General features: G+C 70.8%; 16 protein-coding genes and 3 pseudogenes. 11 read left to right on the forward strand and 8 right to left on the reverse strand.

What is annotated here, in order from left to right; genetic code table 11:
- Nucleotides 1–11 precede the first annotated feature (11 nt).
- Complete coding sequence (locus OG509_RS00380) at nucleotides 12–1,007, reverse strand: ABC transporter substrate-binding protein (protein ID WP_406179077.1); 996 nt, start codon at nucleotides 1,005–1,007, stop codon at nucleotides 12–14.
- Nucleotides 1,008–1,524: 517 nt separating this feature from the next.
- On the opposite strand from OG509_RS00380, the gene OG509_RS00385 reads away from it, so the two are divergent.
- Entirely contained in the window at nucleotides 1,525–3,219 is a 1,695-nt protein-coding gene (locus OG509_RS00385; RefSeq protein WP_406179078.1) for a ribulokinase, read from the forward strand.
- Nucleotides 3,220–3,299: 80 nt separating this feature from the next.
- Nucleotides 3,300–4,811, forward strand: a complete 1,512-nt coding sequence (gene araA / locus OG509_RS00390; RefSeq protein WP_406179080.1) for an L-arabinose isomerase — start codon at nucleotides 3,300–3,302, stop codon at nucleotides 4,809–4,811.
- Between the two features lie 175 nt (nucleotides 4,812–4,986).
- Here the strand turns inward: araA and OG509_RS00395 are convergent, their stop codons facing one another.
- The gene (locus OG509_RS00395; protein WP_406179081.1) at nucleotides 4,987–7,911 is read right to left on the reverse strand and encodes a glycoside hydrolase family 48 protein; all 2,925 of its coding nucleotides are present in this window, start codon (nucleotides 7,909–7,911) and stop codon (nucleotides 4,987–4,989) included.
- Nucleotides 7,912–8,585: 674 nt separating this feature from the next.
- On the opposite strand from OG509_RS00395, the gene OG509_RS00400 reads away from it, so the two are divergent.
- A complete protein-coding gene (locus OG509_RS00400; protein WP_406179083.1) occupies nucleotides 8,586–10,346 on the forward strand; it encodes a glycoside hydrolase family 6 protein in 1,761 nt (586 codons plus the stop codon).
- A gap of 187 nt (nucleotides 10,347–10,533) precedes the next feature.
- Nucleotides 10,534–11,656 (forward strand): annotated as a pseudogene (locus OG509_RS00405) (IS630 family transposase).
- A 71-nt stretch (nucleotides 11,657–11,727) separates the two neighbouring features.
- Here OG509_RS00405 and OG509_RS00410 read toward each other — a convergent pair.
- Nucleotides 11,728–12,105, reverse strand: coding sequence for a nuclear transport factor 2 family protein (locus OG509_RS00410; RefSeq protein WP_406179085.1), 378 nt, complete (start codon nucleotides 12,103–12,105; stop codon nucleotides 11,728–11,730).
- 118 nt (nucleotides 12,106–12,223) lie between these two features.
- On the reverse strand, nucleotides 12,224–13,279 hold the full coding sequence (locus OG509_RS00415; protein ID WP_406179086.1) for a LacI family DNA-binding transcriptional regulator: 1,056 nt from the start codon (nucleotides 13,277–13,279) through the stop codon (nucleotides 12,224–12,226).
- 428 nt (nucleotides 13,280–13,707) lie between these two features.
- Here OG509_RS00415 and OG509_RS00420 point away from each other — a divergent pair, with 428 nt between their 5' ends.
- From OG509_RS00420 to OG509_RS00435, 4 genes are all read left to right on the forward strand, one after another.
- Nucleotides 13,708–15,060 carry an ABC transporter substrate-binding protein gene (locus OG509_RS00420; protein ID WP_406179088.1) on the forward strand — a complete coding sequence of 451 codons (1,353 nt, stop codon included), beginning with the start codon at nucleotides 13,708–13,710 and terminating at the stop codon, nucleotides 15,058–15,060.
- A 125-nt stretch (nucleotides 15,061–15,185) separates the two neighbouring features.
- A complete protein-coding gene (locus OG509_RS00425; protein ID WP_406179090.1) occupies nucleotides 15,186–16,250 on the forward strand; it encodes a carbohydrate ABC transporter permease in 1,065 nt (354 codons plus the stop codon).
- Between the two features lie 4 nt (nucleotides 16,251–16,254).
- Nucleotides 16,255–17,151, forward strand: coding sequence for a carbohydrate ABC transporter permease (locus tag OG509_RS00430; protein ID WP_406179092.1), 897 nt, complete (start codon nucleotides 16,255–16,257; stop codon nucleotides 17,149–17,151).
- A 107-nt stretch (nucleotides 17,152–17,258) separates the two neighbouring features.
- Complete coding sequence (locus OG509_RS00435) at nucleotides 17,259–18,701, forward strand: GH1 family beta-glucosidase (RefSeq protein WP_406179094.1); 1,443 nt, start codon at nucleotides 17,259–17,261, stop codon at nucleotides 18,699–18,701.
- A gap of 77 nt (nucleotides 18,702–18,778) precedes the next feature.
- On the opposite strand, the gene OG509_RS00440 is transcribed toward OG509_RS00435, so the two are convergent.
- Nucleotides 18,779–19,093, reverse strand: a complete 315-nt coding sequence (locus tag OG509_RS00440) for a hypothetical protein (RefSeq protein WP_406179096.1) — start codon at nucleotides 19,091–19,093, stop codon at nucleotides 18,779–18,781.
- 47 nt (nucleotides 19,094–19,140) lie between these two features.
- On the opposite strand from OG509_RS00440, the gene OG509_RS00445 reads away from it, so the two are divergent.
- On the forward strand, nucleotides 19,141–20,226 hold the full coding sequence (locus tag OG509_RS00445; protein WP_406179098.1) for a beta-galactosidase trimerization domain-containing protein: 1,086 nt from the start codon (nucleotides 19,141–19,143) through the stop codon (nucleotides 20,224–20,226).
- 139 nt (nucleotides 20,227–20,365) lie between these two features.
- Nucleotides 20,366–20,727, forward strand: a pseudogene (locus tag OG509_RS00450) (substrate-binding domain-containing protein); the annotation flags it as partial.
- Between the two features lie 94 nt (nucleotides 20,728–20,821).
- Here OG509_RS00450 and OG509_RS00455 read toward each other — a convergent pair.
- From OG509_RS00455 to xylB, 3 genes and pseudogenes are all read right to left on the reverse strand, one after another.
- Nucleotides 20,822–21,082, reverse strand: a pseudogene (locus OG509_RS00455) (GH12 family glycosyl hydrolase domain-containing protein); the annotation flags it as partial.
- 190 nt (nucleotides 21,083–21,272) lie between these two features.
- Nucleotides 21,273–22,484, reverse strand: a complete 1,212-nt coding sequence (locus OG509_RS00460) for an ROK family protein (RefSeq protein WP_406179100.1) — start codon at nucleotides 22,482–22,484, stop codon at nucleotides 21,273–21,275.
- A gap of 13 nt (nucleotides 22,485–22,497) precedes the next feature.
- Entirely contained in the window at nucleotides 22,498–23,928 is a 1,431-nt protein-coding gene (gene xylB / locus OG509_RS00465) for a xylulokinase (RefSeq protein ID WP_406179102.1), read from the reverse strand.
- A gap of 92 nt (nucleotides 23,929–24,020) precedes the next feature.
- Here xylB and xylA point away from each other — a divergent pair, with 92 nt between their 5' ends.
- Nucleotides 24,021–25,193, forward strand: coding sequence for a xylose isomerase (gene xylA / locus OG509_RS00470; RefSeq protein ID WP_406179103.1), 1,173 nt, complete (start codon nucleotides 24,021–24,023; stop codon nucleotides 25,191–25,193).
- Nucleotides 25,194–25,415: the final 222 nt, after the last annotated feature.

A 25,415-nucleotide genomic window follows, 5' to 3' on the forward strand; every position in this document is an offset into this window, starting at 1 on the left:
GACCTGCCGCGTCAGTAGCTCCGGGACGGCAGCGCCGCCGCGGCCTTGTCCTGCGGGAAGACACCCTCCTGGGTCTCGATGCGAGGCGGCACGCTCTCCCCCGCCGCGACCTTCTTGGTCAGCTCCATCAACTGGTCACCGAGCATCGGGTTGCACTCCACCACGACGTTGATCTTGCCCTCGGTCATCGCGACGAAGGCGTCCTTGATCCCGTCCACCGAGATCACCTTGATGTCCGTGCCGGGCTTCTTGCCGGACTCCTCGATGGCCTGGATGGCGCCGAGGGCCATGTCGTCGTTGTGGGCGTAGAGGACGTCGATGTCCTTCTGGGACTTCAGGAACGCCTGCATGACCTCCTTGCCCTTGGCGCGTGTGAAATCGCCCGTCTGCGAGGCGACGATCTTGAACTTGCCGTCGGCGCGGATGGCGTCGGCGAAGCCGGCCTTGCGGTCGTTGGCGGGTGCGGAGCCCGTGGTGCCCTGGAGCTCGACGATGTTGACCGGGCCCTGCTCGTTCGCATAAGCGGCGGTCAGCCACTCGCCCGCGGACTTGCCCTCCTTGACGAAGTCCGAGCCCAGGAAGGTCTTGTAGAGGGAGGTGTCCTTGGTGTCCACGGCGCGGTCGGTGAGGATGACCGGGATGCCCGCGTCCTTGGCCTCCTTCAGCACCGTGTCCCAGCCGGACTCCACGACCGGCGAGAAGGCGATGACGTCGACCTTCTGCTGGATGAAGTTGCGGATCGCCTTGATCTGGTTCTCCTGCTTCTGCTGCGCGTCGGAGAACTTGAGGGTGATCCCGGCCTTCTTCGCCGCCTCCTGGACCGACTTGGTGTTGGCGGTGCGCCAACCGCTCTCGGCGCCGACCTGAGCGAAGCCGAGCGTGATCGTCTTGCCGGACCCCGCCTTGGCCTCCGAAGGGGAGCTGGAGGCGGGGCTGCTGGTCGAGCAGGCGGTCAACGAGGAGGTGAGAAGGGCGGCGGTGAGGACGAAAACTGCTCTGCGAGCCATGTCGGGTGTCCTTTCAGGGTGTACAGGAAGAGGCGCCGCACGGCCGGGACCGGGCTTTGCCCACCAGGAGTCCCAGGAGTGCCGCGGTGCACGACGGCCGGGGCGGCCGGTGTCCGGGTAGGCAGGAGAGGACCCCTTTGGGAGGGGGGCACCGTGGCATTGTGAGCGCTAACAAGCCAGGTTCTCAACCCCCTTGCGCACGTTACCTCCCCGTTACCGCCTCGGGCGCGGCAACGAGGCGGACCTCGATCCGTTCGCGAGGCCATCGTTCCCACCACCCGGATTGAAGACGCAACCCGCGCCACACCGAAGGCAGATCGATCCGGGCCGTCGTATACGGAGGCCACCGCGCCGACGGAGCTCACACGTGATCCACGCAGACCCCTTGCCCATCGGCATTGTTAGCGCTCACAATGCATTGCATTGGACCACCCGGCCGACCGCCACGATCGCGGGCGGCAACGCCGCCTGCCGGGCCGCCGCCCGCCGCCCCGCGGCTCCTTCGAAAGGCACTCCGTTGACCTCACCCCGCCCCCTCGCGCCCGCCCCGTATTCCGAGGAATCGGAGCAGTACACGGTCGGCGTCGACTTCGGCACGCTGTCGGGCCGCGCCGTGGTGGTGCGGGTTCGCGACGGTCAGGAGCTGGCCGCGGCGGTCCACGTCTACCGGCACGGCGTCATCGACCGCTACCTGCCGCAGTGCGGTGCGCCGCTGCCTCCGGACTGGGCCCTGCAACACCCCCAGGACTGGCGGGACGTACTGCGTCACGCCGTCCCGCAGGCCCTGGCGGCGGCCGGGATCGACCCCGCCGCGGTGATCGGCATCGCCACCGACTTCACCGCCTGCACCGTCCTGCCCACGCTGGCCGACGGGACCCCCCTCGCCGAGACCGAGCTCGCCGCACGGCCGCACGCGTGGCCCAAGCTGTGGAAGCACCACTCCGCCCAGTCGCACGCCGACCGCATCAACGAACTCGCCCACGCCCGCGGGGAGAAGTGGATCGCCCGCTACGGCGGCCGGATCTCCGCCGAGTGGCAGTTCGCGAAGGCTCTCCAGGTCCTGGAGGAGGATCCGCTCGTCTACGACACCTGCGCTCGGTGGATCGAGGCCGCCGACTGGATCGTGTGGCAGCTCACCGGAACCGAGTCCCGCAACGCCTGCACGGCCGGATACAAGGGCATCCACCAGGACGGCGCCTACCCGAGCGAGGAGTACCTGGCCGCGCTGAACCCCCGGTTCGCCGACTTCGCACGTACCCGCCTCGAATTCCCCCTCTCCGCGCTGGGCTCACGAGTGGGCTCGCTCAGTACCGAGGTGGCAGCGTGGACAGGGCTGCGCCCCGGCATCGCCGTGGCCGCGGGCAACGTCGACGCCCATGTCACCGCGGCGGCGGCCCAGGCCGTCGAGGACGGCTCGCTGCTCGCCATCATGGGCACCTCCACTTGCCACGTCGTGAACGCCCCCCTCCTCGCCGACGTCCCCGGCATCTGCGGTGTCGTGGCCGGCGGGATCGTCGAGGGAACCTACGGCTACGAGGCCGGCCAGAGCGCGGTCGGCGACATCTTCGCCTGGGTACTGGACCAAGGCGTCCCCTCGGACTACCTCGCCGAGGCCGCCGACCGCGGCGAGGACCTGCACACCCTGCTGACCCGCAAAGCCGCCGGCCAGCCGGTCGGCGGACACGGACTGATCGCTCTCGACTGGCTGAACGGCAACCGTTCTGTCCTCGTCGACCACCACCTCTCCGGAGTCATCGTGGGCCTCACCCTCGCGACCCGCCCCGAGGACGTCTACCGCGCCCTGCTCGAAGCCACCGCTTTCGGCACCCGCGTCATCGTGGAGGCCCTGGAAGCCGGCGGCGTACCGGTGCACGAGTTCATCGTCGCCGGCGGACTGGCCAAGAACGAACTGCTGATGCAGATCTACTCCGACGTGCTCCGCCGCCCCGTCTCGCTCGCCGCGTCCGACCAGGGCCCCGCCCTCGGGTCGGCCATCCACGCCGCCGTGGCCGCCGGCGCGCACGCGGACGTACGCACGGCCACCGCGGCCATGGGCCGCCGGCTGCCCGCCGTCTACACGCCCGACCCCGCCCGGGCCGACGCCTACGACGCCCTCTTCGCCGAATACCAGCTCCTGCACGATCACTTCGCCGTCGGCGGCCTGCTGCACCGGCTGAGGAGCATCCGCGACACGACCCGAACCGGGGGCTGACCCCGGCCTGCTGTTCGTAACCACTTCCCCACCGCCCGCTGCCCCCACCCCGTTGCGGGACGTCACCTTCAGGAGTCCATGTGCCCAGCCGAACATCTCCCGCCCAGGAAATCTGGTTCCTCACGGGCAGCCAAGGCCTGTACGGGGAGGAGACCCTGAAGCAGGTCGCCGACCAGTCGCGGCAGATCGCCACCACCCTGGCCGACGCCTCCGGCATTCCCGCACGTGTCGTGTGGAAGCCGGTACTGACCGACGCCGACGCCATCCGCCGGACATGCCTCGACGCGAACGCCGACGACCGGTGCATCGGGCTCATCGCCTGGATGCACACCTTCTCGCCGGCCAAGATGTGGATCGCCGGACTGGACGCGCTGCGCAAGCCGTTGCTGCACCTGCACACCCAGTCGAACGTGGCCCTGCCCTGGGACACCATCGACATGGACTTCATGAACCTCAACCAAGCCGCCCACGGGGACCGCGAGTTCGGGCACGTCCAGGCCCGTCTCGGCGTCTCCCGCAAGACCGTGGCCGGCCACGTCACCGACCCGGTCACGACCGCACGCGTCGCGGTCTGGGCGCGGGCGGCCGCCGCGCGATCCGAACTGGCCACCCTCAAGGTCGCCCGCTTCGGCGACAACATGCGCGACGTGGCCGTCACCGAGGGCGACAAGGTCGAGGCCCAGCTGCGCTTCGGCGTCTCCGTCAACACCTACGGCGTCAACGACCTGGTGGAGGTCGTCGACAGCGCGGACGAGAGCGAGGTGGCTTCCCTCGTCGAGGAGTACGCGGACCTGTACCACCTGGCACCGGAACTGCGACCGGGCGGCGAACGGCACGACTCGCTGCGTTACGCGGCCCGCATCGAAGCCGGCCTGCGCACCTTCCTCGAAACGGGCGGCTTCGGAGCCTTCACCACCAACTTCGAGGACCTGGGCGGACTGCGCCAGCTGCCCGGCCTCGCGGTCCAGCGGCTCATGGCCCAGGGGTACGGCTTCGGAGGAGAAGGCGACTGGAAGACCGCCACCCTGCTGCGCGCCCTCAAGGTGGCCGCCACCGGTCTCCCGGGCGGCACCTCCTTCATGGAGGACTACACCTATGACATGACTCCCGGCAACGAGCTCATCCTCGGCGCACACATGCTGGAAGTCTGCCCCACCATCGCGACCGCCAGCCCCAGCATTGAGATCCACCCCCTCGGCATCGGCGGGCGGGAGGACCCGGTGCGCCTGGTGTTCGACGCGGCCCCCGGCCCGGCCGTAGTGGTCGGGCTCGCCGACCTCGGCGACCGCTTCCGCCTGATCGCCAATGACATCGACGTGGTGGCACCCCCTCACCCGCTGCCCTCCCTGCCCGTCGCCCGAGCGGTCTGGCGGCCCCGCCCCGACCTGCGGACCTCCACCGAATCCTGGCTGACGGCCGGAGGACCGCACCACACCGTCCTCAGCACCGCCCTCACCTCCGACCACCTCGACGACCTGGCCGAGATGCTCCGCATGGAACTCGCGCTCATCGACGAGACCACCATCCCGAAGCAGTTCCGGCGCGATCTCCGCTGGAACCAGGCATACCACCGGCTCGCACTGGGACTGTGAACCGCTCGAAGCCCGGCGCGTCCCCCCGTCACGGACATCGACGCGGACCGGGCTTCCTGGAGAGCGTGTGACGGGTGGACGCGCGTGACGGGTGGACGCGCGGAGGGGCCGGGCAGGCTCTGAGGGCCTGCCCGGCCTCGTCGTACGCGGAGCCGTCTCCGGGCGGGGCGCTCTGTTATTCGAGGAGCTCCGCGTACGAGCCCATGGCCAGGGCGATGTCCGCCTGGGCCCAGAACCGGTGGTAGGTGAAGACGGGCGCGGCGCCGCCCGCGAGGTAGGCCTCTACCTTCGGCCAGGCCGGGTCGTTCTTGTAGAAGCCGCGGATCGAGGCGAAGGTGGACGAGGAGTTCACCGTGTCGCCGTTCGGCATCTTTCCGGTCCACGTACTGGGCACGTACACCGGGTCGTTGAAGCGCTTGTAGTCGGTCCGGGTCTCCTGGACGGAGAGGCCCAGCGGGTCCTGGTGATGGGCCCACATGCCGTCGAGCACGGCCTTGGCGACCCGCTTGACCTCGGCGTTCCCGGACTTCGCGGCGTAGTAGGTCAGGGTCTTGGCATACGCGGCGGCCACGCCCACGTCGTCGGTGTAGTCGGCGACGGTGACGTGCAGGCCCGCGTTGGCGCCGGGAGCCGACGCGTTCCAGGTGTCGGGGGCGCCGGACCACTTGAGGGTGGAGGGGATCCGGTAGGTGCCGTCGGGGTTGATCGTGGTCTTCGACAGGGCCCAGCCGACCCACTTGTCGAGCACGGCCTTGGCGCCCGCGTCGCCTGTCTGCTCGTAGAGCTCGGCGACCCGCTCCATGGACCAGGCCTGGAAGCCGAACCACTGGTTGGACGGCGGGTCCTGGTAGACCGGCTTCTCGTCGTAGAACAGGCCGTGGAAGGTGGGGGTCCCGGCCGGGGGCTGTGCGTAGCGCCCCTGCCAGCTGTTGGTCGCGCCGCCCGCGATGGCGCCCTCGTCGGACTGGAGCCAGCGGTAGAACTCCAGCTGCCGGTCGAGGCTGGTCGCCCAGTCCGTGGCGCCGGTCGGTGACTTGGGCTTCAACGGGGCGTACTCGCTGAGCGCGTAGGCGGCGAGGGGGTTCTGGTATCCGCTGTGTGCGTGGCTGGAGCCGATCCGCCAGGACCAGCCGGCCGCAGTGTCGGTGGCGCCGCCCCAGGCGTAGTACCAGGACATCAGGTAGTGCGCGCTGTCCTTTCCGGTGCCGGCGGGGCAGACGGTCGGGCCGACGCAGTTCCCGGCCTTCTTGAAGTACTTGTCGAACATGGAGTACCGCAGGTAGTCACCCATCTTGGCCGCCTTGGAGACGGTCGCGGTGACCTGGGTTCCCTTGCCCTGTTCCTTCGCCCAGACGTCGGCCCAGTAGGCGGCCTGGATGGCGCGCGCGTCGGCGTCCGGGGCATCGGTGAACTTCCACTGCTTGGCGTAGGAGGCGTCCCCGGTGAAGAGGTCGAGGTAGCCGTTCTTGCCGCCGTAGGTGAAGTTGTCGCAGGTGGGGTGCGGCACGGTCTCCCAGACCGATTCCTCGGGTCCGCGCTGGAAGGTGTTGATGTACGAGGGTCCGGTCGCGGTCGGTCCGGCTGAGCACTTTCCGGGCTCGTTGCCGTAGCCGTAGACGTTGTCGACGTCCTGGAGCCAGTGCATGCCGTAGATGTCGTCCGTGCCGTACGCGCTCTTCAGCTCAGCGGCGATCGGGTCCGCGCCGGCGGCGACTCCCCCGTCGAGCTTGGCCGGGTACTGCGAGGGGAGGTCCTGCTCGGGTGCGTAGGTGGCGGGCTTGGAGGCGTTGTAGGAGCCGGTCGTCGGCTGGTCGGCATGGGTGGGGATCATGAATTTCTCCATGGTCTCCCACGCACCGTTGAACTTGGTCCAGTCCCCGGTGATCTTTCCGTACATCGCCTGCAGCCAGATCAGATAGCTGTAGGCCTCCGAGGTCGTCTCGTGCCCCTGGTCCGGGGCTTCCACGATCAGCGTCTCGACGGAGTGGTACGGGATGCCCTCGGGCGAGAAGTAGCCGTTGGCCGGGTTGGTGATCTTCCCGTAGAGGTCGAGGAAACGGGCGTCGTACGTGGAGTCGGCAGCCAGCTCGGCGACCGTCACCTCGGCCTTCGCGTGACCGGGGGCGGTCACGGTGAAGACGGCGGCGCCGCTGCCGGTGGTCCCGGCGGTGACCGTCACCTTCTGGGCGGTGTTCCAGTTCGCCGGGGTGAACGTGAGCGTGGCAGGTGCCGCGGAGAGGTCGGTGTTGCCCGAGGTGCGGGCCACGCCCACCGTGACGTTCGCGGCCGGCTGCTTGGAGAGCTTCAGATCGAAGGTGCCCGTCTCCCCGCGGCGTACGGAGAGCTGCGCGGGGGTGGCGACGAGCGCGGGGCCTGCGGCGACGGTGATGCCGACGGGTGCAGACTCGGCGGAGGCCCCGAGGCTGTCGTAGGCCTTGGCGTAGAGGGAGTGGGAACCGGCTGCGAGGCCGGTGGCATCCAGGGTGAAGGGCGCCGTGGTGTCCGTGCCCAGGAGCGTGGTGTCGCTGTAGAACTCGACCTTGCCCACGGTGGCGCCGTCGGCCGCGGCGGCGGTGGCGGCCAGCGGGACGGGCGTACCCGCCGTGTAGACGGCGCCCGCGGTGGGGCTGGTCAGGACGGCGACCGGGGGCTGGTGAGCTCCGGTGCACGGGGTGCCGTTGACGGCGAAGGAAGTGGGGACGGCGTTGGTCCCGCTGTAGCTGAACTGGGCGCCGGCGGTGACAGCCGCGCCGGCGGCGACGGTCCTGCTCCAGTCCGGGGCCGTGACGCTGACCGTCCTGCCGGACTGGGACCAGGTGCCGTTCCAGCCGTTGGTCAGCTGCTGGTTGCCGGAGTAGTCGTAGCTGAGGCTCCAGCCGTCGAGAGCGGTCGCGGACCGGTTGGTGAGGGTGAGTTCGGCGGTGAAGCCCGAACCCCAGTCGTTGGTCTTGTAGTCGACGCTGCACTGCACCGCTGCGGCCGCGGCGGTGGTGGCGCCGACGGCCGTGAGGCCCAGGGGGAGGGAGAGGGCCACGGCCGTGGCGGACGCGGTCAGCAGTTTGCGTCGTCCGTGGAATCCGGGTGGGGGATGTGACGACATGCGGATGGTTCTCCTCGCGGCTCGGGGAGACGGGATGGGAGGAGCGGCTGCGCACAAGCTCTGACCAGTGGGAGCGCTCCCACTGTGCAGACGTGCCGCGACGACGTCAAGACGTGTGAAGAGTCGAAAGCAATCTGCGAGGAATTTACTCAACTCCCCTTTTAGTTGGCGGTACTTGGCGCTACGGTCTGGCCCCAACCAGTGGGAGCGGTTCCATCAGTTCCCGCGCCGTCAGGGCGCACCTTGCTGCAAGGACTCGCTCATTTACATCCCTGCGCCTGTCAGCCCTGCTCGGCGGAGCAGCGCTGACCTCGCGCGACGGCGGCACCCGCCGGCATCGGCCACGAGGTCGGCCGGCACGCAGGACCTGGTGCAGGCCGTGCACGCGACCGGGGCCCGCGGTTTCCTGCCGGTCCCCGGGATCGCCTACAACGACCCGAGCCAGTGGCTCACCCATTCCCCCACCCTCGCCCCGCTCGCGGACCGGGTCCCCCGGTCACGGGCGAGAGCGGCGGGCACATCTGCGGCTACGTGTTCATCGACCGCGCCACGGCCCGGTTCCGACGACCGCACCCGCTCCGTACGACGACACCACTCCGCACAACGGCACTCCCTCCATTCGGCACCGGGTGCGCGAGCGCCTGCGCGCCCTGATCTGAAAGGCACCCCACGAAATGAGCCGCACCATCCCCCGCACCGCCCTACTGGCGGCCCTCAGTCTCGTCACGGCCGCCGGCGCCACCGCCACGGCGTTCGGTACCAGCGCCGGCGCCGCCACCGCCGGCTGCAAGGTCGAGTACCAGATCTCGAACCAGTGGAACACCGGCTTCGGTGCCAACGTGACCGTCACCAACACCGGTGACCCGGTCGCCTCCTGGACCCTGGAGTGGTCCTACGCGAACGGTCAGCAGGTCACCCAGGGCTGGAACGCCACCATCACCCAGTCCGGGGCCGCGGTGACCGCGAAGAGCATGTCCTACAACGGGTCGCTGGCCACGGGCGGTTCGACGTCCTTCGGGTTCAACGGTTCGCACACCGGCACGAACGCCGTCCCCGCGACCTTCAAGCTCAACGGCGTCACCTGCAACGGCGCCACCGACCCGACCCAGCCCCCCACCACACCCCCGACGACCCCGCCCACCACACCGCCCACGACGCCGCCGACCACGCCTCCGCCCACCGGCGGCAAGGTCGACAACCCCTACGCCGGCGCCAAGATGTACGTGAACCCCGAGTGGTCCGCCCATGCCGCCGCCGAACCGGGCGGCAGCAGGGTGTCCAACCAGCCCACCGCCGTCTGGCTGGACCGCATCGCCCTCGTCACGGGCACGAGCGGCACGATGGGTCTGCGCGACCACCTCAACGCGGCCCTGACACAGAAGGGCAGCGGTGAACTCGTCGTTCAGCTGGTGATCTACAACCTGCCCGGACGGGACTGCTCCGCGCTCGCCTCCAACGGCGAACTGGGCCCCACCGAGATCGACAAGTACAAGACGCAGTACATCGACCCGATCGCCGCGATCCTCGCCGAACCCAAGTACGCGGGGCTGCGGATCGTCACCACCGTCGAGATCGACTCACTGCCGAACCTGGTCACCAACGTCTCCGGCCGCCCCACCGCCACCGCCAACTGCGACGTGATGAAGACCAACGGCAACTACATCAAGGGCGTCGGCTACGCCCTGAACAAGCTCGGCTCGATCGCCAACGTCTACAACTACCTCGACGCCGGCCACCACGGCTGGCTCGGCTGGGACGACAACCTCGGCGCCTCCGCCGAGATGTTCAAGCAGGCCGCGACGGCCGAGGGCTCCACGCTCTCCAACGTGCACGGCTTCATCGTCAACACCGCCAACTACAGCGCCCTGAAGGAGGACAACTTCAAGATCGACGACTCCGTCAACGGCACCTCCGTGCGCCAGTCGAAGTGGGTCGACTGGAACCGCTACACCGACGAACTGTCCTACGCCCAGGGCATGCGCACCAAGCTGATCTCCCTGGGCTTCGACGCCAGCATCGGCATGCTCATCGACACCTCCCGCAACGGCTGGGGCGGCATCGCCCGCCCGACCGGACCCGGCGCGCTGACGAGCGTGGACACCTACGTCAACGGCGGCCGCTACGACCGGCGCATCCACCTCGGCAACTGGTGCAACCAGTCCGGCGCCGGACTCGGCGAACGACCGCAAGCGGCCCCGGCCGCCGGCATCGACGCCTACGTGTGGATCAAGCCCCCGGGCGAGTCCGACGGGGCGAGCAAGGAGATCCCGAACAACGAGGGCAAGGGATTCGACCGGATGTGCGACCCCACCTACACGGGCAACGCACGCAACGGCAACAGCATGTCGGGAGCCCTCCCGAACGCGCCGCTCGCCGGCCAGTGGTTCTCTGCCCAGTTCCAGGAACTCATGAAGAACGCCTACCCGGCGCTGTGACGCAGGGCAGGTGACGAGCCCGGAGCTTACGGAAGCATTCCCTTCCGCAGGGCTCCGGGCCTCGGCACGCCCGGTGCGGGGCGGCCGGCAGGCTGGCCTGCTAGTGCTCTGGCCGGGAAGGTTCGCCGGGTTGGTGGTCGCGACGGTTGGCTGTGCGGTGACGTACGATCCGATCGCTGGAGGCGCGGTGGCTGAGTCTGTCCGTGTACGCAGACTGACCGACCAGGAGGGGCAGAAGCTGCAGCAGATCGTGCGCCGGGGCAGCACGAGTTCGGTGCGCTACCGGCGCGCGATGATGCTGCTTGCCTCGGCGGGCGGGAACCGGGTGCCGGTGATCGCCCAGCTGGTCCAGGCCGACGAGGACACCGTGCGCGATGTGATCCACCGCTTCAACGAGATCGGCCTGACCTGCCTGGACCCTCAGTGGGCGGGAGGCCGTCCCCGCCTACTCAGCCGTGACGACGAGGACTTCGTCATCCGGACGGCCACCACTCGCCCCAGCAAGCTCCGCCAGCCCTTCACCCGCTGGTCGATCCGCAAACTCGCCGCCTACCTGCGGAAAGCGCACGGACGTGTCATCCGCATCGGCCGTGAAGCCTTACGATGCCTGCTCCGGCGCCGCGGCATCACCTTCCAGCGCACCAAGAGCTGGAAGGAGTCACCCGACCCTGATCGCGACGCCAAGCTCGACCGGATCGAGCAGGTGCTGGACCGCTTCCCGGACCGGGTCTTCGCCTTCGACGAGTTCGGGCCCCTGGGGATCCGGCCCACCGCAGGCTCCTGCTGGGCGAAGCAGGCCAAGCCCAACCGACCGCCGGCGACCTACCGCCGCACCCACGGCGTCACCTACTTCCACGGCTGCTACTCCGTGGGCGACGACCGCCTGTGGGGCATCAACCGCCGCCGCAAGGGCACCGCCAACACCCTGGCCGCGCTCAAGTCGATCCGCGCCGCCCGACCCGACGGCGCCCCGATCTACATCATCCTGGACAACCTCTCCTCCCACACCGGCGCGGACATCCGCCGCTGGGCGAAGAAGAACAAGGTCGAGCTGTGCTTCACCCCGGACCTACGCTTCCTGGGCCAACCCGATCGAGGCCCACTTCGGCCCGCTGCGGCAGTTCACCCTGGCCAACTCCAACCACCGCAGCCACCCCGCGCAAACCCAGGCACTGCACCGCTACCTGCGCTGGCGCAACACCAACGCCCGCCACCCCGACGTACTCGCCGCCCAACGCAAGGAACGCGCCCGCATCCACAGCGAAAAGGGCATCCGCTGGGGCGGACGCCCTTTCAACACCGCAGTCTGACTAACCGCGAACCGCAGCTCCCGAACGCCGAAGGGGCAAGTTCAGGAGAAGGACAGCGACAGAAGGACGACTCAGGAGGCGGACGGCTCGATCTCCCCCGCAAAGACGATGACCTGGTCGATTTGGCTCCGCCGCAGATGGACGACGTCCGTTCCCGCCAGGCGGGGGCCTCCATCCGGCGTGGTGAAGACCCACTGGTACCGGGCCCATTCGTCAGGCATGTCCACCGCTGAGCAGCGCACCATCGTGCCGGTCCCCGCCGGGTGGCGCCGGATGTCCAGCACGAACCGCTCGACCTCCGCGATTCCTTCGCTGCGGCCCAACGGTCCCCAGAAGACCACGTCTGAGGTCAGGGCCTGGGAGAGCAGGGCAGTCACATATCTGTCGTCCGAGGCGTTGAACGCGGAGATGAACGTGTCGATCGCGGAGCGTGCGGTCTCTTCCTGCATGCCCCATTAATACCAGCCGTTTCGCGTGCACTCGTCCCACGAGCCGCCTTCCGATCACGGTGAACCATCCCGGTCACAGCACTAGCTGGCCGTCTGGTCGTCTGGCTGCCGAAGCGGCTCAGGAGGAATCCCGCACGACCAGTTCCGTCGGGAGTACCCGGCGCTGTTCCTCGCCCATGCCCTGCGCCGGGGCGGCGCCGGCCTGGGACTCCTCCGCGATCTTCTGGAGCAGGAGCCGGGTCATCGTGCGGCCCATCTCCTCGATGGGCTGGCGCACGCTGGTCAGGGGCGGGTCCATCAGACGGGCCACCGTGGAGTCGTCGACCCCTACGAGGGCGACGTCCTCGGGGACCCGCCGGCCGGCCTCGCGCAGCACGCCGCGCGCGCCGGCCGCCATCACGTCCGAGGCGGCGAAGACGGCGTCCAGGCCGGGGGCGCGTTCCAGGAGCTCGCGCATCGCCAGCCGGCCGCCCTCCTCGGTGAAGTCCGCGGTCGCCACGAGCGACTCGTCGGGCTGGATCCCGGCCTCGGCGAGGCCCGCGCGGTACCCGCCCAGACGGGCGCGGGCCACGTACATGTCCAGCGGCCCGCTGATGGTCGCGATCCTGGACCGGCCGCGCCCCGCGAGGTGGGCGACGGCCGCCCGTCCCGCGCCGATGTTGTCGGAGTCCACATAGGCCACCGGCTCGGCCTCCGAACGCCGCCCGTTCATGACGACCGGCAGGCCCAGCCGCGCGATCCGGTCGGGCAGCGGGTCGTTCCCGTGGACCGATGCCAGCAGTACGCCGTCGACCCGCTGGGCGGCCAGATAGTGCTCGAACCGCTGCCGCTCGGCCTCGGTCCGGACGAGGGTGAGCAGCAGCTGCTTGTCCGCCTCGGCCAGCTCGGCGCTGACCCCGCGGATCAGGTCGAGGAAGTACGGCTCCGAGAACAGCCGGGCCTCGGTCTCCGGAATGACCAGGGCCACCGCGTCGGTCCGACTGCCGGCCAGCGCCCTGGCCGCCTGATTGGGTACGTACCCCAGCTCTGCGACAGCCCGGGCCACGGCGTCCTTGGCCCGCTCGCTCACCCGCGGCGAACCGTTGATGACCCGGGAGACCGTGCCCCGGCCGACACCGGCCAGGGCCGCGACCTCTTCCAGAGTGGGCCTGCCGCCGCTCTGCCGTTCGCTCACGGTCTTGAACTCCCCTCGTGTGCCATCGCACTCCGCATCGGGCGCGGGCCCGGCCTGCTGATCAGGTAAGCAGGACGGTGGACCCGTCCCGTAGCCGTGGGACACGTTACGCCGACTAGAGGTGGGAGCGCTCCCACAGTACTCCCAATCCCTTCCCGGCATCAAGGTCGCGTTCACAACATGACACGGGCAGCGGCTCGGAAAGGGAGCCGCCCGCGTTCGGCGCCCCTGCGCAAGGAATTCGCGTTCATCTCTTGACACCCGCACCCGCCAGGCAGCAACCTTCCGGCAACGATGTGGGAGCGCTCCCATCCAGGGGTGCGACAACGGCCTTCACATCAGGTCCGGGCGGGCCCCTGGCCGAGCCGCGAACAGCCCGCGGGACCCCATGGCGCACAACGGGCAGCACCTTGGACGAGGAGAGTGGAATGGGCACTTCCAGCAGCAGACACGGACGCGGACGCCGCACCGTGATCAACGCGGTCGCCGTCGTAGCGACCGGTACGGCCCTGCTCACCGGCTGCGGCGGTGACAGCGACAAGGGCAAGAGCGACGGCGCGGCCGGCGGCGAGCAGATCACGCTGCGAATCGGCACCTTCGGTTCCTTCGGCTACGAGGACGCGACCGGGGCCAAGCTCTACGCCGAGTACACGAAGGCCCACCCGAACATCAAGATCGAAGAGTCGAACGTCGCGGACGGCCAGAAGTACTGGGACACCCTCAAGCTGCGCCTCTCCCGCGACAGCGGCCTCGCGGACATCCAGGCCGTGGAGGTCGGCTACATCGCGGAAGCGACCGGACCCGCCATGGCCGACAAGTGGGCCGACCTCGGCAAGACGGGCGGCGCGGACCTCGACGCGTTCCTCGACTGGAAGGTCAAGCAGGCCACGACGGGCGACGGCAAGGTGATCGGCCTCGGCACGGACATCGGCCCGATGGCCATCTGCTACAACAAGGACCTCTTCGCCAAGGCCGGTCTGCCGACCGACCGCACCGAAGTCGCCAAGCTCTGGGCGGGCGACTGGGCGAAGTTCATCCAGACCGGCGAGGCGTACAAGAAGAGCGCCCCCGAGGGGACCTCCTTCCACGACTCCGCGAGCGGCCTGTTCAACGCCGTGATCTCCAGCGAGCCGGTGCAGTACGCCAACGCCAAGGGCGAGCTGGAATACGAGAACAGTCCGGGCGTGAAGAAGGCCTGGGGCACCGCCGTGGCGGCGGCCACAGGCGAAATGACCGCGAAGCTCCGCCAGTTCGACGAGAAGGGCACTTGGAACGCGGCCTTCAAGAACTCGAAGTTCGCCACCGTCGCCTGCCCCAGCTGGATGACGGGCATCATCAAGGACCAGGCGGGCCCGGAGAACCAGGGCAAGTGGGACATCGCGGCACCGCCCGTGGCCGGGAACTGGGGCGGCTCCTTCCTCGCCGTCCCGAAGTCGGGCAAGCACACCAAGGAGGCGGCCGAACTCGCCGCCTGGCTCACCGCTCCGGCCCAGCACGCCAAGGTCTTCGGCGTGAACGGCAACATCCCCTCCTCCAAGGAAACCCTCAGCTCTCCGGCGGTGCAGGGCGCCAAGCTTCCGTACTTCGGTGACACCCCGGTCGGCAAGATCTACTCAGAAGCCGCGGCCGGCATCACGCCCGCCCCGATCAGCCGTTGGGACGGACAGGTGAAGACCTTCCTCACCGACAACGGCATCCTCGACATCGAGCAGCGCGGCACCGACCCGGCGAAGGCCTGGGAGAACGTCAAGAAGCTGGTCGCCGACAAGATCGATAAGTAGGGCGCCACGCCGCGGCCCGCCCCCACCCCCCTCCCGCCGCCTCCCCGCGGGTGGCGGCGGGCCGCCGCCGTCCGCACCACCGCACCACCGCACCACCGCACGCATCGACCTGGAAGGACGCCCCCGTGGCCACCTCCGTACGGGCGACCAGTGGCGGCTCCCCGCCGCACGCCGCACAGCCCCCGGCCCCCAGCACCGGCTCCCGCAAGCAGCGGCCCTCCGGCCGGGGCGGAGTGCGCAGCACGCTCTACCGCCTGGACCTGAAGGCGGTCCCCTACGTCTTCCTCGCCCCCTTCTTCCTCACCTTCGCGGCCTTCGGACTCTTCCCCCTGATCTACACCGGCTGGCTCTCGCTCCACCGGATCGAGCTCGGCGGCAGGGCGCAGTGGAAGGGGCTGGAGAACTACACCTCCCTGGCGGGCAGCGAGTTCTTCTGGAACGCCCTCGCCAACACCTTCACCATCGGCGTGATCTCCACCGTTCCGCAGCTGCTGATGGCCCTCGGCCTGGCCCACTTGCTCAACTACAAACTCCGTGGCCGCGGTTTCTTCCGCGTCGCGGTGCTCGCCCCGTACGCCACCTCGATCGCGGCGGCGACGCTCGTCTTCGCGCAGCTGTTCAACACCGACTACGGGCTGATCAACACGGCGCTGGGCTGGGCCGGCTTCGAGCCGGTCGCCTGGGAATCCTCCAAATGGCCTGCTCAGATCGCGATTTCGGTGATCGTGACCTGGCGCTGGACGGGCTACAACGCCCTCATCTACCTGGCGGCGATGCAAGCCGTACCGCAGGACCTCTACGAGGCCGCGGCGCTGGACGGGGCCTCGCGCTGGCGCCAGTTCCTCAGCGTCACCATCCCCTCCATCCGGCCGACGATCCTCTTCACCGTCATCGTCTCCACCATCGGCGCCACCCAGCTCTTCGGCGAGCCCATGCTCTTCGGCGGCAGCGTCGGCATCAGCGGCGGCAGCGGCAACCAGTTCCAGACCCTGAGCCTGCTCATGTACGAGAAGGGCTGGGTGACCGGCGCGCTGGGCCAGGCCTCCGCCATCGCCTGGGTCATGCTCCTGCTCCTCCTGCTCATCGGCGGCCTCCAAGCTCTGGTCTCCCGCTCGAACCGCAGCCGCAACCGCACCCGCACCCGAACCCGCACCCGTGTCGGCCGAATTCGCACGAAGACGGGGAGCTGAACCCATGAGCCGCACACTCGACACGACCGCCGCCGGGGCGCCGCGCCGCCCCAGGCGCCTTCGCCCGTCGGCCGGCCGCCAGCACCACGCCGGACCGCTGACCTACGTCCTGCTCGGCCTCGCCGCGCTGGTCTCCCTCTTCCCGCTGTACTGGAACCTGGTCGCCGCCTCCCATACGGGCGAGCGCGTGGTCGAGGCTCCGGCCCCGCTCCTGCCCGGCCCCCGGCTGTTCGACAATCTCTCCTTCGCCTGGAACCAGGTCGACATGGGCGAGGCACTGGTCAACACGACGATCGTGGCCGGGCTCGTGGCCCTGTCCACCGTCCTGTTCTCCACGCTGGCCGGTTTCGCCTTCGCCAGACTGGCCTTCAGGGGCAAGGGCGCGCTGCTGACGCTCGTGGTGGCCACCATGACGATCCCGCCGCAGCTCAGTGTGATCCCGCTCTACCAGGTCATCACCGACCTCGGCTGGGTCGACCAGCTCCAGTCGGTCGTTCTGCCCTCGCTGGTCGCAGCCTTCGGCGTGTTCTTCATGCGCCAGTACCTCATCGAGGCCCTGCCCGTGGAGCTGGTGGAGGCGGCGCGGATGGACGGTGCGCACAGCCTGCGCATCATCTGGCACGTGGTGTTCCCGGTCGCCCGGCCCGCGATGGCGGTCCTGGGAATGCTCGTCTTCGTGCAGGCCTGGAACGACTTCTTCTGGCCGTTCATCGCACTGACCCCCGACGGGAACCCCACCCTCCAAGTCGCCCTGGCCGGCCTCGGCGCGGGAAACCACACCGTCGACCAGGCCGTCGTGCTGACCGGAGCGCTCATATCCACCCTGCCGTTGCTGCTGGTCTTCGCCGTCCTCGGCAAGCACATCGTGGGCGGCATCACCGCCGGCGCCGTCAAGAACTGACGCGTCCGTCGAGGACCGGCCAACCTGTCGCTCCGTTCACACCCTGCCTTCCGCCACCGCTTCATCCGGCACGACTTCATCCGATCCTGCGTTGGGAGCGCTCTCCTATGACCGCGTCCGAGACCCGGCCACTCACGGCCACCCGCACCTTCCCGCCCGATTTCCTGTGGGGCACGGCCACCGCCGCGTACCAGATCGAGGGCGCCGCCCGAGAGGACGGCCGGACCCCGTCCATCTGGGACACCTTCTCCCACACCCCCGGCAAGGTCTTCGAGGGCCACACCGGTGACGTGGCCGTGGACCACTACCACCGGTTCCCGGAGGACGTCCGTCTCATGTCCGAACTCGGCCTGGGCGCCTACCGGTTCTCCGTCTCCTGGTCACGCGTACAGCCGACCGGCCGGGGCCCCGCCGTCCAGAAGGGTCTGGACTTCTACCGCCGGCTCGTGGACGAACTGCTCGCCGCCGGCGTCACGCCCGCCCTCACCCTCTACCACTGGGACCTCCCCCAGGACCTGGAGGACGCGGGCGGCTGGCCCGAGCGCGCGACCGCGGAGCGGTTCGCCGAGTACGCGGGCCTGGTGGCCGACGCCCTCGGAGACAGGGTGAAGCACTGGATCACCCTCAACGAGCCCTGGTGCAGCGCGTTCCTCGGCTACGCCTCCGGCGTCCACGCCCCCGGCCGTACGAACCCGGTCGCCGCCCTGCGCGCCGCCCACCACCTCAACCTCGGTCACGGCCTTGCCGTCCAGGCCCTGCGGGCGGCGTTGCCCGGGGACGGCCAGGTCGCGGTCTCCCTCAACCTCCACGAGGTGCGGCCCCTGACCCCCTCGGCCGACGACCGGGAGGCGGCCCGGCGCATCGACGCCGTCGGCAACCGGATCTGGCTCGGACCGATGCTGGAGGGTGCCTACCCCGAGGACCTCCTCGCGGACACCGCGCACCTGACCGACTGGTCCTTCGTCCGGGACGGTGACACCGCCACGGTGCACCAGCCCCTGGACCTGCTCGCCGTGAACTACTACACCCCGACGGTCGTCTCGCACGCGGCGGAGGGCGGAGCGGTGCCGCAGGACGACGGGCACGGCAACAGCGAGCACTCGCCGTGGCCCGGAGCGGAGGGCGTGGCCTTCCACCGGGCGCCGGGTGAACGTACGGCGATGGACTGGCCGGTCGATGCCGGCGCTCTGTACGAACTGCTGACCCGGACCGCCGTCCGGTACCCCGGGCTTCCGCTCGTGGTCAGCGAGAACGGGGCGGCGTACGAGGACGAGATCGGCCCCGACGGCACGGTCCACGACCCGGAGCGCGCCGCCTACGTCCACGCCCACCTCGACGCGGTGCACCGGGCGATCACCGACGGGGCGGACGTGCGCGGCTACTTCCTCTGGTCGCTGCTCGACAACTTCGAGTGGTCCTACGGCTACGCCAAGCGGTTCGGCGCCATCCACGTCGACTACGACACCCTGGAGCGCACACCCAAATCGAGCGCGCACTGGTACTCCCGCGTGGCCCGGACAGGAGAGCTGCGCGCTCCCGGCGAGGCGTAGCGGGCGGTGCCGGTGGACTCGGCAGCAGTACGAGCCCACCGGCACGCCGTCGGCGCTCTCTTGGCCGGTCGGCGCCGTCACCAGCCCGTCGGGAGACCGGCGATGAACGAGGTGAGCCGGTCGGCGATGATCCGGTCGTCGTGGGCCGAGTAGTGCCAGTCGCAGCCGAGGAAGTCCAGGCCCGAGTCGTCTAGGGACCAGTAGCGGACCCCGCTGTCGCCGGCGTCGTTGCGCGCCTTGACCACCTGCTGGACATGGCCGACGTACTGGCCGGCGCCGACCGCCACGATGGTCGTCCCGGTCCCGTAGCTCGTACGCAGCTTCTGGAGGAGGTCGACGTCGTCACCTCCGACCAGTACCCGTCCGAACCCGGCCTGGTGGCCTGCGCCCACGTCGCCTTCTACGCCGACCGCTCCCGCTCCCTGGCCGGCGGCCGCCCGTGGCTGCTGATGGAACAGGGCACCAGCACCCTCTACGACGGCGACCAGGTGCCAAGGAGCCCGGCGAGATCCTGCGCCACAGCCTCGGCCACATCGCGCGCGGTTCGGAGGGAGCCCTCTTCTTCCAGTGGCGCCAGTCCCGGGCCGGTGCCGAGACCTGGCACTCGGCGATGCTGCCGCACGCCGGTCCCGACAGCCGTATCTTCCGCGAGGTCACCCGGACCGGCGAGGCGGTCGCGCAGCTCGGCGAGCTGGCGGGATCCACGGTCACCGCGCAGGTCGCCGTACTCGACGACCCGGACGCCATGTGGGCGCTGGAGGCGGACGGCCTGCCCTCGGCCCGGCTCGGCTACCAAGCGCCGCTCGCCGGGGCGCACCGGGCACTGTGGGACGCGGGCGTCACGGCCGATTTCGCCCATCCGGAGCACGAGTTGAGCGGCTACCGGCTGGTCATCGCCCCGTCCTTGTTCCTGCTGTCCGACAAGAAAGCCGAGAACCTGCGCCGTTACGTCGAGGGCGGCGGCACGCTCCTCGTCCAGCACGCGAGCGGTGGATTCGTCGACGAGCGCATGCACGCCCGGCTGGGCGGCTATCCCGCGGGCCCGCTGCGCGAGGCGCTGGGCATCCGCGTCGAGGAGCACCGGCCGCTGCGGACGGATGAACGCATCACCCTTTCGGACGGGTCGCACGGCACGGTCTGGAGCGAGTCCCTGCGCGTCGAGGGCGCGGAGACGCTCGCCGCCGCCACCTACACCCACGGCATGCTCACGGGCAGCCCGGCCCTGACCCGGCACCGCTCCGGCAGCGGACAGGGCTGGTACCTCTCCACCCGCCTGGACGACGCCGACTACGCCGCCCTGGTCGGCCGCCTGCTGAAGGAGGCCGGTGTCGAGCCGGAGGTGCCGGGCCTGTCGGCCGGTGTCGAAGCCGTCGCCCGGCACGCACCCGACGGCCGCCGCTGGCAGGTCCTGCTCAACCACACCTCCGAGGCCGTGCCCCTGCCGGAACCCGCTCACGACCTGCTCACCGACGCCCTCGTGCACGAGCTGCCGCCCGGCGGTTGCGCGGTTCTGCGCGGGCTCTGACCTCGATGGGGGCCACGATGACCAAGGAACGAGGGATCTTCCACTGGGGGCACGAGGCCCTCCACCTCGAAATCGCCCTCGATGACCACGGCAGCCCGCGCCTGACGCGCCTCGGACTGCCCGGCGGAGCCCCAGAAACGAGCGGCACACCGGCTTCGCCGAGCGCACCCTCGACGGACTCCGCACCCGGGCCCGCGAGTTGGGCATGAGGATGCTGCACCGGCCGTGCGGGGGCGGCTACGACGCGATGGCCGTCACCCTCGCCCGCATCCTCGACGAGCGCCCGGACGTGTCGGTGGTCGCGATCTGCCCGGACCAGGTGGCCGTCCAGGCCTCGGTGCGGCTCACGTCGGTCTCCATCCCCGCGCAGGAGATGGGCCGGCACGCGGTCGACCGTCTGGTCGCCAAGCTCGACGGCCGCGGAACCGATGAAGTCGTGCTCATCGCACCCGAGTTGACGGTAGGGAGAGTACGGGGTCGGCACCCTCCCCCGCCTCCTGACCCGACACGCGTCCCGACCCGACACGCCTGCGGGCCGAGGCCGATCGCGCCCGGGGAAGGGCACGGACCGGCCTCGCCCTGAGGTGTCGGGGCAGCCTCCGCTGACGGTCAGGTTGTTGGTGGTGAAGTTGAGGCCACCGGACGACGAGGTGATCTCATAGCCGAACTGGACGTCGCCGATGATCTCGTTGCCGGGCATCCAGCCCTTGGTGTGCGCGATCCAGTTGAGGATCGGCTTGATGTCCACGGTTGCGGAGTTGGAGTCGGACATCCGCAGGAACGAGAACATCTGGCTCGACCCGTTGGTGCCCTTGTAGACGTTCCAGTTGTGTCCGCCGAGCGAGACGGTGGCCTGCCGGCCGTGCTCACGCGGTCCCCGGGCACGGCCGGGCCGTACGACTACCCACCGTGAGCGCCCCCGTCTTCGTGGCCGCCGGTGTGCACGAAGTCCGCCTCGGACTGCGCGGCCCGGTGCGGCTGGCGCGCGTCGCCTTCTCCGCCTGAGGTCTGCCCGGGCCGCCCGGCGGACCCGCGCGGTCACGGCGCTAGCGGGCCGGCAGGCGGCTGGGGTCGGCGATGATCTGTCGGACGGTCGACCATGCCGCGCCCAGCACCGGTCCGCGCCGGCCCAGCGCGGAAGGGCGTACCGCCTCCGGGGTCCAGGGCCGGACGGTGATCCGGGCGGCGAGTTCGGCGCGGATGGCCGGCAGGAGCCAGTCGGCGAGTTCGGCGTAGGCGCCACCCAGAACGAGGCCGTCCGGGTCGATCAGGTTCACCGCGGAGGTGAGGGCGAGGCCCAGGGCCCGTCCCGCACGGTCCAGGGCGCGCAGAGTCGCCGCGTCCCCGGCGCCTGCCCGCTCGGCCAGCAGGGCCACCGGGTCGCCGACGTGCGCGAGCCCGGCCTCGCGCAGCACGGCCGCTTCGCCCGCGTACTGCTCCAGGCAGCCGCGTGCCCCACAGGCGCAGCGGGCGCCCTCCGGGTGGACGGGCAGGTGGCCGAGTTCGCCCGCGAAGCCGCGGGCGCCACGGAACAGCTGCCCGCCGATGACCAGTGCGGCACCGATTCCGGCCTCGGCGGAGACGTGTACGAAGGTCTCGGCGGGGTGTCCCTGGTGCCACAGCTCGGCCAGCGCCCCGAGGTTCGCCTCGTTCTCCGGCTCGGGCACGGCGTCGGGGTCGGGCCAGTGGTCGGCGGGGCGGACTGCCAGCCAGCCGAGGTTCGGCGCGTTCACGACCAGCCCGTTCGGCGCGTTCGGCACCACCCCCGGCACGGCCAGTACGCGGCCCTCGACGCGCAGGCCGAGGGCGGCGGCCTCGGCCTCCGCCTCGGCGCCCAGCGCGGCGGCCTCCGCCAGCACGTGCCCGGCCGGCCGGCCCGCGTTGGCCCGCTCCACCCGACGCCACACCCGGGGTTCGCCACGCAGGTCCACGACGCACGCGGCGAGATGGGTGACGCCGATCTCCAGGCCGAGGCCCGCGGGCCCCCGGTCGCTCAGGGCCAGTGCCCGTCCGGGGCGGCCGACCCGTCCGCTGGGCGCGGTCTCCGTCTCGGTCAGCGCGCCGCGGCCGATGAGCTCGTCGACCAAGGAGGAGACGGCCGGCCTGGTCAGGCCCGTGTGCCCGGCGACGTCCGCCCGGGAGAGCGGGCCGTGTGCGGCGACCGCGCCGATCACCACCGCGAGGTTCTGCCGCCGCATGCCCTGCTGCGAGGCGGGCACGGCCTCCGCGCCCCCGCTCGCCCTGCCGATCCCCGCCATTGGGCCGCCCCTCCTATCGTCCTGTCGGCGGGAGCTCCTGCAAGGCCCGCGCCCGCCGCAGCGTACTGGTGATCCGTTCGAGCGCGTCGTCGTCACGGGGTACGGGCTCCAGTACCCGGCCCTCGGCGGTCCGCCAGCGCCGGGCGACGGCGTCGGCGGGCTCACCGGTGAGCAGTGCGGCGGCCTGGGCCGCGGCCCCGAGCGCGACCAGTTCCTGTGCTGTGGGCACCTGTACCGCTCGACCGGACAACCGCAGGACGGTCCGCTGCCAGGCCCTGCCGCGGGCTCCGCCGCCGATCAGCAGCAGTGGTTCGTCGGGGGCGGGGCTCTCTCCTCCGGCACGCAGTACGTCGTCCAGGGCAACGAGCAGGGCGTGGGCGGCGCCGTCGTAGGCGGCCTGGAGCACCTGCCCCGGCGCGGTGTCGTGGCGCAGGCCGTGGATCAGGCCAGAAGCATGCGGGAGGTCCGGAGTGCGCTCGCCGTCCAGATAGGGAAGGACCACCAGCGTGCCACCCGCTTCGACGTCCTCGCGGTCGCGGCCGACGAGGGCGGCGAAGCGGTCGACGGCGAGGGTGCAGTTGAGCGTGCAGGCGAGCGGCAGCCAGCCGCCGAGGGCATCGGCGAAGCCGGCGACGGTTCCGCTCGGGTCGGCGGGCCGGGTCCGGCCGACGGCGTAGACGGTGCCGGAGGTACCGAGGCTCAGCACCGGACGTCCGGGGCTCAGGCCCAGCCCGAGGGCGGCGGCCATGTTGTCACCGGTACCGGTGGCCACCAGCGCGCCCTCGCGCAGTGGCGTCCCGGCCCGGACGGTGCCCGCCAGGGCGCCCGGCGGGAGGACCTGTGGCAGCAGCCCGGGGTCGAGGCCGATTCGCCCGAGGACGTCCTGGTCGTAGCCGTCCGGGCCCCACCAGCCGGTTCCGGACGCGTCACCGCGGTCCGTCACCGCCTCGCCGGTCAGCCGCTCCGTCAGGAAGTCGTGGGGAAGCCGGACGGCCGCGACGCGGTCGGCCGCGGCACGCTCGTTCGCGTGCAGCCAGGCCCACTTGGCGGCCGTGAAGGCGGCCGTGGGGACGCTGCCGGTGCGGCGCGCGAGCTCTGCCGGGCCGAACGCGGCTCCGAGGTCGGCGGCCTGCGGGGCGGAGCGGACGTCGTTCCACAGCAGCGCCGGGCGCACCGGCCGGCCCGCCGCGTCTAGGGTGACCAGGCCGTGCTGCTGGCCGGCGATCGAGCAGGCGGCTGCGCGATCCGCCCAGCCGGTGGCCGCCGCGGCCTCGCCGAGCGCCCGCCACCACTGTTCGGGGTCGCTCTCGCGTCCGGCGCCGGCGCTGACGGCGTGCGAGGCGCGGCCCTCGCCCAGGACGGCGCCGGTTTCCAGGTCGACGGCGAGGGCCTTGGTGGACTGGGTCGAGCTGTCGACACCGATCACGACACGCTGAGCAGACATGCGTTCCTCCGGTGGGGTTCCTTCTGGCGTCTCGGCATACTAATTTGTTTTTCGTCATTACAAATAGCCCTCGGCCTGCTCCGGAGCGCCTCATGACCAGCGACCCGCTCGTTCCCACCCCCGCGCACAGGTTCACCTTCGGCCTGTGGACCGTCGGCTGGCAGGGGCGGGACCCCTTCGGCGACGCCACCCGGCCCGCCCTCGACCCCGTCGAGAGCGTGGAGCGGCTGGCCGGGCTCGGCGCCTACGGCGTCACGTTCCACGACGACGACCTGATCCCCTTCGGCGCCGGCGACGCCGCCCGCGAGCAGGCGGTCAAGCGCTTCCGCACCGCACTCGACACGGCCGGGCTGAAGGTGCCGATGGCCACCACCAACCTCTTCACCCACCCGGTGTTCAAGGACGGCGCCTTCACCGCCAACGACCGGGACGTACGCCGGTACGCGCTGCGCAAGACCATCCGCAACATCGACCTGGCCGTGGAACTCGGCGCCTCGGTCTACGTCGCCTGGGGCGGCCGCGAGGGCGCGGAGTCGGGCGCGGCCAAGGACGTGCGCACCGCCCTCGACCGGCTGAAGGAGGCCTTCGACCTGCTGGGCGAGTACGTCGAGACTCAGGGTTACGACCTGCGCTTCGCGATCGAACCCAAGCCCAACGAGCCGCGCGGCGACATCCTGCTGCCCACCATCGGCCACGCCCTGGCGTTCATCAAGGAGCTGGACCGGCCGGACCGGGTCGGCCTCAACCCGGAGGTCGGCCACGAGCAGATGGCCGGGCTGAACTTCCCGCATGGCATCGCCCAGGCCCTGTGGCACGGCAAGCTGTTCCACATCGACCTCAACGGCCAGACCGGCATCAAGTACGACCAGGACCTGCGCTTCGGCGCGGGCGACCTGCGCCAGGCCTTCTGGCTGGTCGACCTGCTGGAGTCGGCCGGCTACGACGGCCCCCGCCACTTCGACTTCAAGCCGCCGCGCACCGAGGACTCCGCCGGCGTCTGGGCCTCGGCGGCCGCCTGCATGCGCAACTACCTGCTCCTGGCGGAGCGTTCCCGCGCCTTCCGGTCCGATCCAGAGGTCCAGGCCGCGCTCGCCGCCTCCCGACTGCCCGAGCTCGCCCTGCCCACCGCCGAGGACGGCCTGGCCGGGCTGCTGGCCGACCGGTCCTCCTTCGACGAGTTCGACGTCGATGCCGCCGCCCGCCGGGGCATGGCCTTCGAGCAGTTGGACCAGCTCGCCCTCGAACACCTCCTCGGCGCCCGCTGAGCCGGTGCGCGCAGGAGCCGGGCCGTGGGTTCCACGGCCCGGCTCAGCCACGCCTTGAGGGGCCCGCCCTGCGCGCTCGGCTCAGGCCGGGTGGGCGAGGTCAGCCTCCAGGGTGCCGGCGGGCCGGGCGTGGACGGTTCCGTCCGGCCCGCCGAACCGGAGCTGCCAGGCATGAGGGCTGTCGGTGGTCACGTGGAGCCGGTCGCCGCGGCGGCGCAGGTG

The organism is Streptomyces sp. NBC_01006, assembly GCF_045162725.1.
Taxonomy (GTDB): domain Bacteria; phylum Actinomycetota; class Actinomycetes; order Streptomycetales; family Streptomycetaceae; genus Streptomyces.

Coding starts and splice junctions, on each gene's coding strand:
- OG509_RS00380 (WP_406179077.1), bottom strand. CDS start 1,007: ATGGCTCGCAGAGCAGTTTTCGTCCTCACCGCCGCCCTTCTCACCTCC.
- OG509_RS00395 (WP_406179081.1), bottom strand. CDS start 7,911: ATGTCGTCACATCCCCCACCCGGATTCCACGGACGACGCAAACTGCTG.
- OG509_RS00400 (WP_406179083.1), top strand. CDS start 8,586: ATGAGCCGCACCATCCCCCGCACCGCCCTACTGGCGGCCCTCAGTCTC.
- OG509_RS00410 (WP_406179085.1), bottom strand. CDS start 12,105: ATGCAGGAAGAGACCGCACGCTCCGCGATCGACACGTTCATCTCCGCG.
- OG509_RS00420 (WP_406179088.1), top strand. CDS start 13,708: ATGGGCACTTCCAGCAGCAGACACGGACGCGGACGCCGCACCGTGATC.
- OG509_RS00430 (WP_406179092.1), top strand. CDS start 16,255: ATGAGCCGCACACTCGACACGACCGCCGCCGGGGCGCCGCGCCGCCCC.
- OG509_RS00435 (WP_406179094.1), top strand. CDS start 17,259: ATGACCGCGTCCGAGACCCGGCCACTCACGGCCACCCGCACCTTCCCG.
- OG509_RS00460 (WP_406179100.1), bottom strand. CDS start 22,484: ATGGCGGGGATCGGCAGGGCGAGCGGGGGCGCGGAGGCCGTGCCCGCC.
- xylB (WP_406179102.1), bottom strand. CDS start 23,928: ATGTCTGCTCAGCGTGTCGTGATCGGTGTCGACAGCTCGACCCAGTCC.
- xylA (WP_406179103.1), top strand. CDS start 24,021: ATGACCAGCGACCCGCTCGTTCCCACCCCCGCGCACAGGTTCACCTTC.